Consider the following 16,032-nt stretch of genomic DNA (forward strand, 5'->3'; position numbering starts at 1 on the left):
GCCGCGAACGTCGTCTGACTGCGCAGGGGTTCGTGCCGGTCGATCCACCGCTGGAGGGCACGGCCGAAGATGTCGGTATCGAGTGGCCCGGCGATCTCGAATGCGGTGCCCAGCCACGATTCCCGGCCCTGGCCGGACCGCGGGTCTGCGGCCCGGCGCAGATGTGCCTCATGGATGTACGACGCGGGACGGGGATCCTGACGCCAGGCGTCCTGCTCGGCGCAGGGCAACCACTCGATCAAGACCCCCGCCGGGATCGAGTAGTCGGCGAGCTCCGTGAACTCCATGACCCGTCAGACTCGCAGATGCCGCTTGATGCGCGCCAGCATCGCACTCATACCGCGCAGTCGCAACGGGCTGACCGCGGCTGCGAGACCGAGATCCGAATAGAAATCGTCGGGTACGTCGAGGATCTCCTGCGCGCTGAGTCCGTCGAGTCCCTGATGCAGGATCGACGCGAAACCGCGCGTGGTGGGTGCTTCGGCGGGCGCACTGAAATGCAGCTTCACGTGTGCCCGGTCGGTGGCGTCGACGGAGAGGAACAGGGGCGACTGGCATTCGGGGACCGGCTCCATGCCTGCTTCCTCGAGTTCTGCAGGCAGCGGCGGTAGTTCGCGGCTGAACTCGAGGAGCAACTGAAGTTTGTCCTGGCCCTCGACGGCAGCGAAGTCGTCGACGATCTCGGCGAGTGGTGCGGGGATGCTCATGATGCGGGAACAGCCCCCGGCTCCTCGCCCTTGGCGATCGGGACGCGCACGGCGTTGCCCCACTCGGTCCACGAACCGTCGTAGTTGCGCACGTGCGGGTATCCGAGGAGGTGAGTCAGTACGAACCAGGTATGGCTCGACCGCTCGCCGATGCGGCAGTACGCGACGACGTCGTCGTCCTTGCCGATGCCCGCGTAGATCTCGTCGAGTTCGGCGCGCGAACGGAACCGACCGTCCGGTGCCGCTGCCTTCGCCCACGGAATCGACACCGCGGTGGGGATGTGGCCGCCACGGAGCGCGCCTTCCTCCGGGTAGTCGGGCATGTGGGTCCGTTCGCCGGTGTACTCCTGCGGCGACCGGACATCCACCAGCGGTCCGTTGTCCAGGTGCTCGAGCACGTCGCTCTTGAAGGCCCGGATGGGGGCATCGTTGCGCTCGACGACGGGATAACCGCTCGTCGTGGTGAAGGGGATGTCGAGGGTGGTGTCGCGGTTCTCGGAGATCCACGCGTCGCGGCCGCCGTCGAGCAGACGGACATCCTCGTGACCGAAGAGCGTGAACACCCACAGTGCGTATGCGGCCCACCAGTTGGATTTGTCGCCGTAGATCACGACCGTGTCGGTGCGCCGGATTCCCTTGCGGTCCATGAGCGCGGCGAACGCAGCACCGTCGATGTAGTCGCGGGTGACGGGATCGTTGAGGTCGAGGTGCCAGTCGACCTTCACTGCGCCGGGGATGTGCCCGACGTCGTAGAGGAGCACGTCCTCGTCTGATTCGACGACCTTGACCTCGGGGTGGCCCAGATGAGCGGACAGCCACTCGGTGGACACGAGGCGGCTGGGGTCTGAGTAGGAAGCGAAAGATGTGGTGGGATCGGGCGCGACGGGCACAGGGGCTCCTGAGGCAGTGGTGGCAGGTGCGTCGTCGATTCTAGGCGGTACCTTCGGTGGGTGTGACCTCCAGCCGACCCCGCCGCACCGAACTGTCGTCGCGTGCCGACATCGACCGGCTGGTGAGAGTCTTCTACGAACGGGCCATGGTCGACCCTCTGCTGGCTCCGGTGTTCGAGGTGCTCGCGATCGTAGGCCTCGACGAGCACCTTGTGGTCGTCGGTGACTTCTGGGAGCAGATCCTCTTCCGCACGACGCGCTACCAGGGAGCCTTCATACCCGTCCACCGCGCGTTGCACGGGAAGTACGACCTGACACCCGAGCGGTTCGAGCGCTGGCGGGTGCTGTGGCACGAGTCGGTCGACGAGCTGTTCGCCGGCGTCGACGCAGGCCGGGCGAAGTCGAAGGCCGACGCGATGGTTGTTTCGCTGCGTCGCGCGACGACCGGAGCGTGACCGCCGGAACTGCTCGGGACCGGAACTGCGTCAGCGCGGAGACTTCACCTGCATGCGGGCGAGAACATCGAGAATCCTGATCGCGGGGACCGTTGCGGGCAGAGCTGCACGTTCCCGCACTGTGACGAGGCGATGGTGTAGCTCCCGATCGTTCGCTCGCAACGCCTGTCGGATCGGTTCCATGTGCGCCGTTCTCGTTCCGAGAACCTCGCCCACGACCCGGTCGTAGACGGGGTACAGCCGGGGGCGCTTGCGGGCGATCAGTTTCGAGGCGATCGTGCGACCGATGCTCGGCACCGTCCACAGTGCCGTCTCCAGCCGCCACGCGGGCGACTCGGGTGTGATCTCGTCTGCCTCGTCGACGAGATCACGGTCGGGTCCGATCTCGCGCAACAGCTCGGTGAACTCGGCGTGACGTTCCCTCAGAAGCACCTGTGCGCCATCGGGATCCACCGATACCGACAAGAGAGTGACGGCAACGAGATCGTCGGCCGTGAAGATATCGACGTCACGCTGTCGCGTGCTCGTCGAATCCCACTCGTCCCACAGCGCTCCGCTGCGGATCCGGCCGGTCTTGACCAGAGCCTCGTAGAAGTACTCTCGCACCACGTCGACGGCACTGTCGTCGTCTCCCGATGCGAGCACTTTGGGTAGGCGAATCGAACTGTCAGTCATCGTCTTCGATCGCGTCGAGCACGTACTGCGCGAACCATCGGTTGTGGGACCGAGGGTTCGGGCCGAGCTCCTTGTCGGCCAGCCGTTCAGCCAGCGGTGCGATCGTGGACTCGTCGAGCGGCAGAGTGAAGAACTGATCGTCGGCGCCGTCGTCGGAGAGGAACCAGTCGATCGCCACGGCGTCGCCGCCTGCGGCGGCATCCTCGACAGGACGGAAACGCAGCAGTGGATAGCGCAGGAGGAGATCGTCGAGCGGGCATCCGAGTTCCCGGGTCAGCGCGGATGTCGAGGTGACCATCACGGTGCGGTAGTCGACCGTCTCGCCGTTCTCGGTGTACTGATCGATGTAGAGAACCTCGAGCGGCCCGACGCAGAGTGAGAACAGACGGGTCATCCCCGCCTTGTCGTTGTGCGCCGGGAGACACGTCAAGGTCCACTTCTCGCCCGCTACCGAGTCCGGATCGGTGAAGGCGGTGGCGAGGTAGCCGGCGACGAGGTCGACGACCACGTCGAAGAACGGGTCCTGCCGAAGGCGTTCGAAACTGCCTTCGGACGTGCCGGGGTCACTCATGTGCTGAAGGGTTCGAGGACCAGAGGTCGGCGACGGAGACTCCGGCATCGGCGAGCAGTCGCCGGACGAGCGGCAGACCGATCCCGATCACGGACGACGGATCGCCCTCGATGCCGTCGATGAACCAGCCGCCGAGGCCGTCGAGCGTGAACGCTCCGGCGACCTGCAGAGCCTCACCGGTCGCGAGGTAGGCCTCGAGATCGGCGTCGGATGGAGTGCCGAAACGCACGGAGGTGCCGGAATGATCGTCGGCCTGGGCAACGATCTGCCCGCCGCGCGCACGCAGCACGCTGTGTCCGGTGAGCAACTCCGCGCTGTGCCCGGACATGCGCTTCCAGCGGGCCCGGGCTACCTCGACGGTGCCCGGTTTGCCTTGGAGTTTCCCGTCGAACAGCAGCATCGAATCGCAGCCGATGACGACGAGATCGTCGGAGGCAGTGCCTTCTGCGGTGAGTCTGCGGAGAACGTCAGCGGCCTTGGCGCGGGCCAACGTGGTGACCACGACCTCCGGTAGCGCGTCGGGGCCGAGTTCCGCGATGATCGCGTCCTCGTCGACTGCCGACACCTGGACGAACGGCTCGACCCCGGCGCCGCGCAGCACGGACAACCGTGCCGGCGACGCCGAAGCGAGAACCAATCGGGGCATCGATCAGCCGAGGTTGGGATACGAGTACGGCGAGAACGGAGCCCACTGTCGGTGCATCCGGGTAGGGGCGCCCCAGGTTTCCGGCGGTTTCCCGTCACCTTCGGGCGCGCCGCCCGCGGCTGCAGCGGCGAGGACGGTGACCAACGCCGCGACATCGGCGTCGGTCGGGTTGCCCTTCACGATGCGGAGAGCGGGAGCATCGGAGGTCGCTGCCGGCTCTGCGTCTGCGGTCGCAGGACCGGCGGTGTCCTCGAGGGCACCGATGGTCACGGCGGTCAGCTCTGCGTCAGTGATGATCTTTTCCTCGGTCAGCGCGGTCACAGCGGAATGTTCCCATGCTTCTTCGGCGGGAGCGAGACCATCTTGCGCTCGAGCAGTCGAAGCGCGGACACGATCTGGCCGCGAGTATGCGACGGCGGGATGACCGCGTCGACGTAACCGCGCTCTGCTGCGATGTACGGGTTCACAAGAGTGTCCTCGTACTCGTTCTGCAGCTCGAGGCGCAATGCGTCGACGTCCTCACCGTTCGCGGCGGCTTCCTTGAGCTTGCCGCGGTACACGAACCCGACGGCACCCGAGGCGCCCATGACGGCGATCTGCGCCGTCGGCCATGCGAGGTTCACGTCGGCGCCCATGTGCTTCGAGCCCATCACGTCGTACGCGCCGCCGTACGCCTTGCGGGTGATGACGGTGATCTTGCCGACCGTCGCCTCGCCGTACGCGTAGAGGAGCTTGGCGCCACGGCGGATGATGCCGTTGTACTCCTGGTCGGTGCCGGGCAGGAAGCCCGGGACATCGACCAGGGTGATGATCGGGACGTTGAACGCATCACAGGTGCGCACGAAGCGTGCGGCCTTCTCGGAGGCGTCGATGTCGAGGCAGCCGGCGAACTGCATCGGCTGGTTGGCGACGATTCCGACGCTGCGGCCGTCGACACGACCGAAGCCCACGATGATGTTCTTGGCGCGCTCGACCTGAACCTCGAGGAACTCGTCGTCGTCGAGCAGGCGACGGATGATCTCGTGCATGTCGTACGGCTGGTTCGCCGAATCCGGGATGATCGTGTCGAGTTCGAGGTCCTCGTCGGTGAGGGAATCCTCGATCGAGCCTGCGATCGGGTCGGTCGGCGCGGTGCGCGGTGCCGCGGCCTGGTTGTTCGACGGCAGGTACGACAGCAGGTCCCTGACGTAGTCGAGGGCGTCCTGCTCGTCGTCACCGACGTAGTGGGCGACACCGGACTTGACCATGTGGGTCTGCGCGCCACCGAGGTCTTCCATGGTGACGTCTTCGCCGGTGACGGTCTTGATGACGTCGGGGCCGGTGACGAACATCTGGCTGGTCTGGTCGACCATCACCACGAAGTCGGTCAGCGCGGGGGAGTAGACGTGCCCGCCTGCTGCGGCGCCCATGATGAGCGAGATCTGGGGGATCACGCCGGAGGCCTGCACGTTGCGGTGGAAGATCTCGCCGTAGAGACCGAGCGAGACGACGCCTTCCTGGATGCGAGCGCCTGCGCCTTCGTTGATGCCGACCAGCGGGCGGCCGGTGCGCAGCGCCAGGTCCATCACCTTGACGATCTTCTCGCCGTAGACCTCACCGAGGCTGCCGCCGAAGACGGCGCCGTCCTGGGAGAACACACAGACGTCACGACCGTCGACGGTGCCGTAGCCGGTGACGACGCCGTCACCGACGGGGCGGTTGTCGGCGAGGCCGAAATTGGTACTGCGGTGGCGGGCGAGCGCATCGATTTCGACGAACGAGCCCTCGTCGAGGAGCGCGTTGATGCGCTCACGGGCGGTCATCTTGCCTTTGGCATGGACCTTCTCGATGGCTGCTTCACCGACCGGAGCCTGAGCCTTGGCCTGCCGTTCGCGCAGGTCTGCCAGCTTGCCGGCGGTGGTGTGGATATCGGGCGTACTCGCCGCCTCGGGCGCGGACGGCTCCTGGACAGTGGTCATGGGCAGTCAGCTTAGCGATCGTCAATCTGCACCGCCGCACGGAGGTCGGTGTGCGTTCAATTATTGAACTGGAGCTACCGGCCAGTATCGGTTTTCGCCCACTTTAGGCTGGGCTCATGTCCCGCAACCCCAGATTGCCGAATGATCCCGATCTGCGTATGCCGCTCGACGTGTCGCGGCTGCAGAACGTGTTGGTGGACGGTGTAGAAGACGGTGCCGGGTTCTACGACCGCCTCGACGTTGTCGACGAAACAGGTTCGACGAACGCCGACCTGCTCGCCGAGGCCACATCCGGCGACCGACGGGTCCTGCTTGCCGAGTTCCAGAGCGGCGGACGTGGACGGCATGCGCGGGCCTGGAACGGGATTCCCGGGGCGCAGGTGATCGTGTCGGTGCTGCTGAAATTGCCCGGCGTCGCCCTTCCGGACCTCGGTTGGCTTCCGCTGCTCACCGGCATCGCGACGGTCGACGCCGTCCGCGAGGTCACCGGTGTTCCGGCCGAGCTCAAATGGCCCAACGATGTCCTCGTCGACGGTCGTAAGCTCGCAGGCATTCTCGTCGAGGTCGCATCGACCTCTCCGGTTCCCACGGTCGTTGTCGGCGTCGGGATCAACGTCACGCTCACCGAGGACGAACTACCGGTGCCCACGGCAACGTCACTGTTGCTTGCCGGTGCCCGCGAACTCGATCGCACGAGGCTCGCCGAGGCTCTGCTCGTGTCGTTCGGTGAACGCATCCGTCAGTGGGAGCGGCACGGTTGGGACCCCACGGCTGCTGCCGACGCGTACCGGGACCGGTGCAGCACCATCGGCAGGCGGGTGCGCGCGATCCTGCCCGGCGACACAGAACTGCACGGCGTCGCCGTGAACATCGACGAGCAGGGCCGCATCGTCATCCAACCGGACGGCGAGGGCGAGCCGGTCGCGATCGCTGCGGGTGACATCACACACCTCCGGCCGGTGTAGACGGGCAGGGACTCGGGTACGGTGATCGGGTGTGCCATCGTGGTGCCCATGGGATACCCGGAGGACGCCCTCGCACCGGACGAGAACCTGCTGCTCCACCGTCATCCACACGCGAAGATGCTGATCATCCCCATCCTCGTCTTCCTGCCGGCCACAGCTGTGGCCGGGTTCCTCGTGGGATTCGCGCAGACCCGACTCGACGGAGGAGCGTCCGTCTTCGTGGTGATCGCGGTCCTGGTGTTGTGGGCGATCATCGTGGTGTGGCGGTGTCTCGTTCCGTTCATCCGGTGGCTGACCACTCATTTCATCGTCACCGATCGGCGCGTGCTGGTGCGCCAGGGCGTGATCACCCATTCGGGGATCGACATCCCGATGGGGCGGATCAGCAACGTGCAGTTCCGGCACGGACTCGTCGACCGGCTCCTGCGCACCGGCACCCTCGTCGTGGTCTCCGCCGCCGACGACCCACTCGAGTTCGACAACATTCCCGACGTCCAGAAGGTCCACACTCTGCTGTACCGGACGGCGTTCGATGTGCAGGACAGGTCGTCCACCGACCGTTCCGCCGCGCGACCCCCGGATGAGGGTGAGAGACATCGCAAGGTGTGGTGATTGGCGTGGTGAGCCGGTTTCCCGCCGGTCGGTCCGTAGGCTGACGGCGTGACTGCCGTTCTGCTAGCGGAAGACGACGAAGCCATCGCTGCACCTCTGTCCCGTGCCCTCGGGCGCGAGGGCTACGAGGTGACCACCGAGGCCACCGGTCCCAGCGCGCTCGAACAGGCGCTCTCCGGAAACTACGAGTTGTTGATCCTCGACCTCGGACTGCCGGGGATGGACGGCCTCGAAGTGTGCCGTCAGATCCGGGCGAACCGTTCCGACCTGGCGGTGCTGATGCTCACCGCGCGCACCGACGAAGTCGATTTCGTGGTGGGTCTCGACGCAGGCGCCGACGACTACGTCGGCAAGCCGTTCCGGCTCGCCGAACTGATGGCGCGGGTTCGCGCGCTGCTGCGCCGCCGCGGTGGCGGCGAAGCGGACGACGTCGTCGAGGTGTCGGGAATCCGCCTCGAACATGCGGCCCGGCGGGTGCTGGTCGACGGCTCCGAGGTCACCCTCGCCAACAAGGAATACGAACTCCTGCGTGTCCTGCTCGAACACGCCGGCCAGGTGGTCTCGCGCGACGCGATCCTCGACGAGGTGTGGGGTGACGCCGACCTCCGTGGCTCGAAGACCCTCGACATGCACATGTCGTGGCTGCGCCGGAAGATCGGCGATGAGGGACCCGCCGGGGAACGCCGCATCGCGACTGTGCGCGGGGTCGGTTTCCGGCTGAACACCGACTAGAGCTGAACACCGACCAGAAGGGGCGCGGCGATGCGCAGGCGCATCCTGAACGCCGTCCTGGCAGCAGTGCTGCTCGTAGCTCTGCTGCTGGGACTACCTCTCGCTTTCACGGCCTATCTGTTCGTGGAGGACACCACGCGTCGGGACCTGCAGGATCGGCTCGAGCGGATGTCCGACGAGATCATCGCGCAGGAAGGCACCGACGGCCTCGTCGTCGGCGGACTCGATACCAGTTCGCTACGACTGCTGGTGCCGGACGGCGGGCGGGTGGTGGTGGTGTATCCCACACCCGAGAACGACGTGGCGCGCCTCGACATCGGTGGTCTCCCCTTGGAGAATCCGCTCGTCGAATCGCTGTCGATGGGTACATCGGGATCCCTGCGGCTCGAAGCGCCCTCCGATGGCATGCGCACGCTGCAACACCAGGTACTCGCTGCTGTGGGCTTCCTCGTGCTGTTGTCCGTGGCGGTGGGAGCACTCGTGGCCGTGGCCACCGCGCGACGATTGGCCGACCCGCTGCGTGACGTGGCGTCCCGCGCCGCCCGGCTCGCCGAGGGCGACTTCAGGCCGGTGCCGCGGCGTCATTCCATCGTCGAGCTCGACCGGGTCTCGGACGTGCTCGATTCCGCCGCAGTAGAGATCTCGGGTCGTCTGCAGCGCGAGCATGCACTGGTGGGGGACGTCTCTCACCAGCTCCGCTCGCGTATGACCGCGATCCGATTGCGGCTCGACGAGCTGTCCACGCACGAAGATCCGCTGGTGGTCGAGGAGGCTGAGGCAGCGATGGCTCAGGTGGATCGCCTCACCACCGCTATCGACGGGTTGGTGCGTCAGTCACGGAACAGTGGCGCGGAACTGCGTACCGAGGTCTCGGTGGTGGGGGAGCTCGCCGGGGTGATCGCGGACTGGCGAGGTCCGTACCAGGATGCGGGCCGAGAGTTGCTGCTTCGCGGCGACCCGTCTCTGCGATCGTCCGTGACTGCGTCGCGTCTGCGCGAGGCGGCGGCCGTCCTCGTCGACAACGCGCTCGCGCACGGCGGGGGGACCTGCACGGTGTCCGTGCGGCAGGTCGCGATGAGAGGGGACTCGACGGTGTGCGTCGAAGTCAGCGACGAAGGAGAAGGCGTCAGCGACGACATGGTCCCGCACATCTTCGATCGAGGGTTCTCTGGTCGGGGATCCACCGGTGTCGGTCTCGCACTTGCCCGCGCGCTCGCGGAAGCGGATGGTGGACGCCTCGAACTGCAGCGGCGCAGACCTGCGTTGTTCGCGATGTTCCTCGGCGCGGCACGCGATTGGACGGCGGTACGTGCGGACGGTGCCCGGGAACCGCGGTGAGAGCGTGTGGTCAGGCCCTGTCGAGGTCGGGTTCGTCCCGCGCGTCGATAATGTGCACGTCCGGGCCGGTTTCGTCGGGAAACACGAACCGTTTGAAACAGTAGAAGCGGAAGAACATCTGCAGCAGGTTCCCGATGATGTACGCGCTGACGAAGTCGGCGATGTTCTCGACGGTGAGGCTGACCTCGGGCACCCGCAGATTGAATACGTAACTCGAGATCCACAGCGGAATGAAGCTGAGCACCACTCCGATGCCGCTGACGAAGAAGAACAAGAACGCTTCGTGCGCGCGTTCCCGCCCGCCGCGGTTCCGGAACGACCATTCGCGGTTGAGGACGTACGAGCAGATCACCGCGATCACACCCGCGATGATTTTCGCCGTGACGGGCTTCTCCGAGAGGACCGTGAGCTTGAGGGTGTAGAAGATTCCGGAGTCGATCACGAACGTCGTACCACCGACGATCGCGAACTTGACAAGTTCGCGATGACGCAGCATCAGCTCCCGTAGCGGTGCGGGAAAGCGGCTCAAAGCATCATCGACGACGGACACTCGGCCGAGTCTACGAAACCCGGAGCGGTTTCTACGAACTACAACGAAAATTCTCAGACATACCACGGAAATGTGACGAATCGGAAGGTTCGTCTCGAAATGTTCATCGGATCGCCGCACGACGGCGCCGCGCGGCTGCATCCCCCCGCTGTGACACCATTGTCAGCTGTGACCGGTAGACCTGACTCGCTTCCCAGATCCGACTCCCCCCGCGCATTGACGGCCGGAATGCCCGTCGTGACGATGATCGGTGGTGGCCAGCTCGCACGGATGACGCATCAGGCTGCGATCGCTCTCGGCCAGACCCTGCGTGTGCTCGCGGCCAGTGAGGACGAACCGGCCGCCCAGGTGAGCCCCGACGTCGTGCTGGGCAGCCACGACGACCTCGATGCGCTGCGTCGCGCCGCTACCGGTGCCCACGCGCTCACCTTCGACCATGAAGGCGTCCCCACCGAGCACCTCGAAGTTCTGCAGAGCGAGGGTGTGGCTGTGCTGCCGCCGCCGCAGGCTCTGATCTTCGCGCAGGACAAGATCGCGATGCGCAAGCGGCTCGGAGCGTTCGGTGCGCCGATGCCGAAGTTCGCGGAGATCACCTCGGTCGGCGACCTCACTGAGGCACGGGAACACCTCGGATGGCCGTTCGTCCTCAAGGCCGCCCGCGGCGGGTACGACGGGCGCGGCGTGTGGATCGTCGACGACGAGTCCGAACTCGAGCGGATCGTTGCCGAGCAACTCGACCGCGGTGTGCCGCTGCTCGCGGAGGAGAAGGTCGCGTGGCGTCGGGAGCTGTCGGCGATGGTCGCCCGCTCGCCGTTCGGCCAGGGTGCGAGCTGGCCCGTGGTGGAAACCGTGCAGCGCGACGGCCAGTGCGCCGTCGTGATCGCGCCCGCACCGAACCTGCCTGCAAATGTCGCCGCCTCGGCGGAACATCTCGCTTTGCGGATCGCTGGCGAACTCGGCGTGGTCGGTGTGATGGCCGTCGAACTGTTCGAGACACAGACCGGTGAGCTGATCGTCAACGAACTCGCGATGCGCCCGCACAACTCTGGCCACTGGGGCATGGACGGTGCGCGGACAGGGCAGTTCGAGCAGCACCTGCGCGCGGTGCTCGACTACCCGCTCGGCGACACGACACCGCTCGCACCTGTGGTCGTGATGGCGAATGTCCTCGGTGCTCCGGAAGCTCCGGCGATGAGCATGGACGAGCGGCTGCATCACCTGTTCGCCCGGATGCCTGATGTGCGCGTGCATCTCTACGGCAAGGGCGAACGCAAAGACCGCAAGATCGGGCACGTCAATCTGCTCGGCGACCAGGCCGGCTCGCTCGACGACGCCGAGTACGTCGCTGCGGTCCGGGAACGTGCAGAGCGCGCCGCGCACTGGCTCTCGCATGCACAGTGGACCGACGGCTGGAACGAACACACGGGAGAAGCACAGTGACAGACGCCACGCAGGGAACTGCCATGACTCAGGGTGCACAGGTCGGCCTGATCATGGGCAGCGACTCGGATTGGCCCACGATGGAGGCCGCCGCCGAGGCGCTCGCCGAGTTCGGGATCCGATTCGAGGTCGGTGTCGTGTCCGCGCACCGAACCCCGCAGCGGATGCTCGACTATGCGAAGGACTCCGCGGGTCGCGGAATCCGGGTCATCATCGCCGGAGCAGGCGGTGCCGCACACCTGCCGGGGATGATGGCATCGGCGACCCCACTGCCCGTGATCGGTGTGCCCGTTCCATTGAAGTACCTCGACGGAATGGATTCGCTGCTGTCGATCGTGCAGATGCCTGCGGGCGTTCCCGTCGCAACGGTGTCGATCGGAGGTGCCCGCAATGCAGGCCTGCTCGCCGCCCGCATCCTCGGAGTATCCGACCCCGCGCTGCGTGAGCAGATGGAACGGTTCCAGGCCGGACTCGAGAGCATGGTGCTCGACAAGGACGAGGCATTGCGACAGAAGCTGCTCGGCTGACGGGTGCGATCCGTGCAGACCACCCCGATCCTCGAACGGTGGAGTGGTGCCCACGTGTCGCCCGTCGCTGCGCCGGCCGGATAGTCACGGGTTCTTCGGCTGCCCGATGTCGGCGTGCCGGGTCCATGGAGAGCCGGACAAGCGCTCGATATCGGTGTTGAACCGTTCGAGATAGCGCGCGAATTCGACCACGTCTTCGGCGTCCCAATCGACCAGAACGCGCTCGAGCGACTCGATCGCTCGGGCGCGTTCGTGGTCCAGGCGTCGGGCGCCGTCCTCGGTGATCTGGAACTTGCGTGCGATACCCCCGTCGGGGTCGGGAATGCGCTCGGCCAACCCTGTCTTCAACAGTGCCGAGGTCTGGCGATTGACCGTGGATGAATCGAGTCCGAATGCGTCGCTCAGCTGGCCGATGCTCATCGGTCCCTGGGCGGAGAGGCGACTGAGCATGGTGTACGCACTACGGTCCAGACGTCCGGCATCTCGCCGGCGGGGGCCGAAGAAGTTGAGATGCCGCCCGATGAGCATCATTTCGAACTCGATCAGGTGCGTCGGCTTGTCCATCTGTGTGTCTCATCACTCCTAGGTCGCGTTTTCCCAGTATGGGCGAACTCGGTGTTGACCCACGAATATGCATCATGCATACCATGTGCTCAATACATATTACCCGCTAGCTTGGGTTTTTCTTTACTCGAAGACGGAGTTCGTTCCATGCAAGGTTCTGTCGCGACGCCGGAAGCGCGTCCCTCACTGTTGGTGGGGGTGCTCGCGTTCACCGGAATCGTCGGCGCCCTCACCCAGACGCTCGTGGTTCCCCTCATCGGTCAACTACCCGCCATGTTGGACACGACAGCGTCCAACGCATCGTGGGTGATCACCGTCACCCTTCTCGCAGGCGCAGTGGCGACACCGGTCATCGGCCGCCTCGGTGACACCTACGGCAAGCGTCGGATGCTGTTGATCTGCACGGTTCCGCTGATTCTCGGTGCCGTGGTGTGTGCATTGTCGTCGTCACTGCTGCCGATGCTCCTCGGTCGCGGCTTGCAGGGACTGGGCGTCGGCTTGATTCCGCTGGGTATCAGCCTGCTGCGTGACGCCCTCCCGCCGGAACGTCTTCACTCGTCGATCGCGTTGATGAGCGCATCGATGGGTATCGGTGGCGCCCTCGGTCTCCCCATCGCCGCCGCCGTTGCCGAGAACACGAGCTGGCGTGTGCTGTTCTGGGCGACGGCAGTCCTGAGCGCCGTGGTGTTCGTCCTGCTGTGGAACGTGGTGCCCGATGGTTCGCGCAAGGCGAATCCCGGACGCTTCGACATGGTGGGCGCCATCGGTCTGGGCATCGCACTGACATCGCTGCTGCTTGCGGTATCGAAGGGCGCCGACTGGGGATGGGGGAGTGCGACGACGCTCGAACTGTTCGCGCTCGCGGCGATCGTTCTGGTGGCTTGGGGCTGGTGGGAACTGCGCCGCACCGACCCGCTCGTCGACCTGAGGATCGCGGCCCGGCCCGCGGTGCTGCTGACCAATGCGGCATCACTTGTCGTGGGGTTCGGAATGTATGCGCAGTCGCTGATCATCCCTCAGCTGCTCCAGCTGCCCACTGAAACCGGATACGGACTCGGCCAGTCGATGCTGGAGATGGGCTTGTGGATGGCGCCGGGCGGATTGATGATGATGGCGGTCTCGCCGATCGCGGGCCGGTTGTCGTCGGCACGTGGACCGAAGGTCTCCTTGTTCGTGGGTTGCGTGATCATTGCGATCGCCTACGGTTCGTCCCTCCTGCTCATGGGGTCGACATGGGGTCTGATGATTGTTGTAGCGATCTGCAGTACCGGCGTCGGATTTGCCTACGGTGCAATGCCTGCGCTGATCATGGCGGCGGTGCCGCAGACCGAGACGGCATCGGCCAACAGCGTCAACTCCCTGATGCGGGCAATGGGCACCTCGATCTCGGCCGCCGTCGTCGGTCTCGTGCTCGCTCAGATGAGCGTCCAGTCGGGTGACTACAGCATCCCGACCGAATCGGGATTCCAGACCGGTCTGCTCATCGGATGCGGTGTCGCCGTGATCGCCGCCGTGATCACACTGACGATTCCGGTTGCCAAGCGGAAGCAACTCGACAAGGTCGACGAAGCGGTCCCTGTCCGGGTCTGAAACGTGTCGCGGTGGGCGGTCGTCGTATGAAGGTCGCCCACCGCACGACACTTTCCTCCCGTTGCCTGGGTTGCCGTAGGTCGTGAGGCAACGGAAACTCGGACAAGTGGGGGAAAGTGTCGAGGTGGGCGGTCCTCGTGGGAGGCCGCCCACTGTCGTCGCTAGGCTCGAGGCGTGTCGAGAACAGGCCGCAGTCCACACCGTATGACGCGAGCGTCGCGGGGAGTCCCCTCCGCTCGTATCCCGACTGCCCTCGCCCTGACCTGGGCACGTCTCTGGGGCGGTGCGGTGACGTTCGACGACGAGTTCGGTCTCTACGTGAGTACCGGTATGCGTGGCGGATTCGCGCGCGGCGGCACCACCATCGGGGGAGTGTTCCTCACCCGCACGATGCCCTCGCGCCGGCTGCTTCGCCACGAGGCCGTCCACGCCGATCAGTGGGCACGTCACGGACTCGGTTTCGCGGTGCGCTATCTGTGGGAGGAAGTACACAACCCCGGTTCGCGCAACAAGTTCGAAATCGAAGCGGGGCTCGAGGACGGCGGCTACCGCACCTGAAGACGCTACGTTTGCGAATTGAATCCGACGCTTCAATTCACGCGGCTGGATGCCTGCTCAGGTACTCGTCGATCGCAGCTCGAATGACAGCACTCATCGGCCGCCCAGTCCGTTCGGAGTACTCCGCCAACCGACGCCGATCGGTCTCGGTGAGTCGAACGGCAAGGGCCGGGTTTCTTCGGCAGCATCCCCACTGCGGGGCCGGCCGGGGCGATAGTCCGGACGCACCTCAACCGAGTTGTCGAGCACGTCATACTCGCCGATCTCCACCGCATCAGCGAGACGGGATCCCAATGCGTGCGGAGAATATCGGCATGCTCTGGTGGTAGATATCCGGGGGTGTTCGTCCCAGTGGATCCGAAGGCGCGTCCTTGCGCCCAGCGCCGCGGCAGATGCGGTATTCGGGGTGGTGGAGGTTCAGGAAGGCGTTGGAACTGCACTCGTATGCTCCCGAAACTGTTTCCGCATTCATTGACGTAGTGATACCCGAACTCGTTTGCAATGCCATTGATTCGGGCCACTGTGAGGGTGAACTCGCGCGGATCGAGAGTGGCGAGCGGACGGCCGTCAAGGAGCGCGCGGATCTGTGTTTGCTGTATGTCGATGTCCGGTGCGTTCTTGACGTCTCAGCGGAAGTGGGTGTCGTCGGAGGAGCCTGGTGGTGGTCGATACGACGAGTTCGTCGGCCGCGGCCCGTTCTCTGCGACCGTCTTCTTGGAGCGGAGTGAGTCCGTCACGGCGAGTGGGTCTCGACAGTATGAGTAGCTCACCCTCGAGGTTGGGGCGCCCCCGAAACGAGCGCGTCATTCGGCGGGGTAGAGGCGGCGAAAGCAGAAGCACGGTGCGTTTTTCGACGATCGGATTCTGGGCATATACGACCATGCGAAGGCATATCCGCGCTCGTGTGCAATGTCGGCGAGGTATACCGGATCCTCCAAGGGGCCCCGTACGCGTACGAGGTCGCGGCCGTCGAAAAAGTACCTGGTCGCTCTGTATAGATCCGGGCGCGGCGAGCTGGGTGCGGCCCGAATTCCGTTATGCGCTGAAAACCCCTGTGGGTAACCGGCGTGCTGCGTGCCGGTGGGGAAGTGCTGGGGGTGCGTCGCGGTCGGAACCTGGGGAAGGGGGGACGGTCGCCAACGAATCGAAACGATAGGGATCCGCGGAGGGGGGCGGCAGGGCAGGAACTGGAACGCGATTCGAGTGCTGCCATAGGCATGGCCGTGTTCTCCTATGTAGTGGTAGCCATAGGTG

At 65.5% G+C, this 16,032-nt stretch carries 18 protein-coding genes and 1 pseudogene; 9 read left to right on the forward strand and 10 right to left on the reverse strand.

Annotated features, from left to right (window positions below; genetic code table 11):
* Nucleotides 1–293: 293 nt before the first annotated feature.
* Both ACFWCF_RS14420 and ACFWCF_RS14425 read right to left on the reverse strand, forming a co-directional pair.
* On the reverse strand, nt 294–707 hold the full coding sequence (locus ACFWCF_RS14420) for a SufE family protein (RefSeq protein WP_378491528.1): 414 nt from the start codon (nt 705–707) through the stop codon (nt 294–296).
* A complete protein-coding gene (locus ACFWCF_RS14425; RefSeq protein ID WP_378562377.1) occupies nt 704–1,597 on the reverse strand; it encodes a sulfurtransferase in 894 nt (297 codons plus the stop codon). Before ACFWCF_RS14425 ends, ACFWCF_RS14420 begins: the two co-directional genes overlap by 4 nt.
* 62 nt (nt 1,598–1,659) lie before the next feature.
* On the opposite strand from ACFWCF_RS14425, the gene ACFWCF_RS14430 reads away from it, so the two are divergent.
* The gene (locus ACFWCF_RS14430) at nt 1,660–2,052 is read left to right on the forward strand and encodes a group III truncated hemoglobin (RefSeq protein ID WP_378562380.1); all 393 of its coding nucleotides are present in this window, start codon (nt 1,660–1,662) and stop codon (nt 2,050–2,052) included.
* Between the two features lie 30 nt (nt 2,053–2,082).
* Here the strand turns inward: ACFWCF_RS14430 and ACFWCF_RS14435 are convergent, their stop codons facing one another.
* The 5 genes from ACFWCF_RS14435 to ACFWCF_RS14455 are packed head-to-tail and all read right to left on the reverse strand — an operon-like array spanning nt 2,083 to nt 5,902.
* Nucleotides 2,083–2,727, reverse strand: coding sequence for a DUF6308 family protein (locus tag ACFWCF_RS14435; protein WP_378562383.1), 645 nt, complete (start codon nt 2,725–2,727; stop codon nt 2,083–2,085).
* Nucleotides 2,720–3,298 carry a hypothetical protein gene (locus ACFWCF_RS14440; protein WP_378562386.1) on the reverse strand — a complete coding sequence of 193 codons (579 nt, stop codon included), beginning with the start codon at nt 3,296–3,298 and terminating at the stop codon, nt 2,720–2,722. Before ACFWCF_RS14440 ends, ACFWCF_RS14435 begins: the two co-directional genes overlap by 8 nt.
* Nucleotides 3,291–3,944 (reverse strand): Maf family protein, encoded by a 654-nt coding sequence (locus ACFWCF_RS14445; protein ID WP_378562389.1) that lies wholly within the window; start codon nt 3,942–3,944, stop codon nt 3,291–3,293. Before ACFWCF_RS14445 ends, ACFWCF_RS14440 begins: the two co-directional genes overlap by 8 nt.
* Nucleotides 3,945–3,947: 3 nt before the next feature.
* The gene (locus ACFWCF_RS14450) at nt 3,948–4,265 is read right to left on the reverse strand and encodes an acyl-CoA carboxylase epsilon subunit (RefSeq protein ID WP_378562392.1); all 318 of its coding nucleotides are present in this window, start codon (nt 4,263–4,265) and stop codon (nt 3,948–3,950) included.
* On the reverse strand, nt 4,262–5,902 hold the full coding sequence (locus tag ACFWCF_RS14455) for an acyl-CoA carboxylase subunit beta (protein WP_378491535.1): 1,641 nt from the start codon (nt 5,900–5,902) through the stop codon (nt 4,262–4,264). Before ACFWCF_RS14455 ends, ACFWCF_RS14450 begins: the two co-directional genes overlap by 4 nt.
* Nucleotides 5,903–6,018: 116 nt before the next feature.
* On the opposite strand from ACFWCF_RS14455, the gene ACFWCF_RS14460 reads away from it, so the two are divergent.
* The 4 genes from ACFWCF_RS14460 to ACFWCF_RS14475 are packed head-to-tail and all read left to right on the forward strand — an operon-like array spanning nt 6,019 to nt 9,549.
* Nucleotides 6,019–6,867 (forward strand): biotin--[acetyl-CoA-carboxylase] ligase, encoded by an 849-nt coding sequence (locus ACFWCF_RS14460; RefSeq protein ID WP_378562395.1) that lies wholly within the window; start codon nt 6,019–6,021, stop codon nt 6,865–6,867.
* A gap of 48 nt (nt 6,868–6,915) precedes the next feature.
* Nucleotides 6,916–7,479, forward strand: coding sequence for a PH domain-containing protein (locus ACFWCF_RS14465; RefSeq protein WP_378562398.1), 564 nt, complete (start codon nt 6,916–6,918; stop codon nt 7,477–7,479).
* Between the two features lie 48 nt (nt 7,480–7,527).
* Nucleotides 7,528–8,211 carry a response regulator transcription factor gene (locus tag ACFWCF_RS14470; RefSeq protein ID WP_378562401.1) on the forward strand — a complete coding sequence of 228 codons (684 nt, stop codon included), beginning with the start codon at nt 7,528–7,530 and terminating at the stop codon, nt 8,209–8,211.
* A gap of 30 nt (nt 8,212–8,241) precedes the next feature.
* Complete coding sequence (locus tag ACFWCF_RS14475; protein ID WP_378491539.1) at nt 8,242–9,549, forward strand: sensor histidine kinase; 1,308 nt, start codon at nt 8,242–8,244, stop codon at nt 9,547–9,549.
* A 10-nt stretch (nt 9,550–9,559) separates the two neighbouring features.
* Here the strand turns inward: ACFWCF_RS14475 and ACFWCF_RS14480 are convergent, their stop codons facing one another.
* On the reverse strand, nt 9,560–10,045 hold the full coding sequence (locus tag ACFWCF_RS14480; RefSeq protein ID WP_378491584.1) for a GtrA family protein: 486 nt from the start codon (nt 10,043–10,045) through the stop codon (nt 9,560–9,562).
* Nucleotides 10,046–10,267: 222 nt separating this feature from the next.
* On the opposite strand from ACFWCF_RS14480, the gene ACFWCF_RS14485 reads away from it, so the two are divergent.
* Together ACFWCF_RS14485 and purE are read left to right on the forward strand one after the other, a co-directional pair.
* On the forward strand, nt 10,268–11,539 hold the full coding sequence (locus ACFWCF_RS14485) for a 5-(carboxyamino)imidazole ribonucleotide synthase (RefSeq protein ID WP_378562404.1): 1,272 nt from the start codon (nt 10,268–10,270) through the stop codon (nt 11,537–11,539).
* Nucleotides 11,540–11,562: 23 nt separating this feature from the next.
* Nucleotides 11,563–12,066: a 5-(carboxyamino)imidazole ribonucleotide mutase gene (purE, locus tag ACFWCF_RS14490; protein WP_378562407.1), complete on the forward strand. Its 504-nt coding sequence runs from the start codon at nt 11,563–11,565 to the stop codon at nt 12,064–12,066.
* Nucleotides 12,067–12,150: 84 nt separating this feature from the next.
* On the opposite strand, the gene ACFWCF_RS14495 is transcribed toward purE, so the two are convergent.
* Nucleotides 12,151–12,630, reverse strand: a complete 480-nt coding sequence (locus ACFWCF_RS14495; protein WP_378562410.1) for a MarR family winged helix-turn-helix transcriptional regulator — start codon at nt 12,628–12,630, stop codon at nt 12,151–12,153.
* Between the two features lie 147 nt (nt 12,631–12,777).
* On the opposite strand from ACFWCF_RS14495, the gene ACFWCF_RS14500 reads away from it, so the two are divergent.
* Both ACFWCF_RS14500 and ACFWCF_RS14505 read left to right on the forward strand, forming a co-directional pair.
* On the forward strand, nt 12,778–14,220 hold the full coding sequence (locus ACFWCF_RS14500) for an MFS transporter (protein WP_378562413.1): 1,443 nt from the start codon (nt 12,778–12,780) through the stop codon (nt 14,218–14,220).
* Between the two features lie 204 nt (nt 14,221–14,424).
* Entirely contained in the window at nt 14,425–14,778 is a 354-nt protein-coding gene (locus ACFWCF_RS14505) for a hypothetical protein (protein ID WP_169686801.1), read from the forward strand.
* A 37-nt stretch (nt 14,779–14,815) separates the two neighbouring features.
* Here the strand turns inward: ACFWCF_RS14505 and ACFWCF_RS14510 are convergent.
* Nucleotides 14,816–14,926: pseudogene (locus ACFWCF_RS14510) on the reverse strand (ribbon-helix-helix protein, CopG family); the annotation flags it as partial.
* Nucleotides 14,927–16,032 lie beyond the last annotated feature (1,106 nt).

The organism is Rhodococcus sp. NPDC060090, from assembly GCF_042729855.1.
GTDB lineage: Bacteria > Actinomycetota > Actinomycetes > Mycobacteriales > Mycobacteriaceae > Rhodococcus.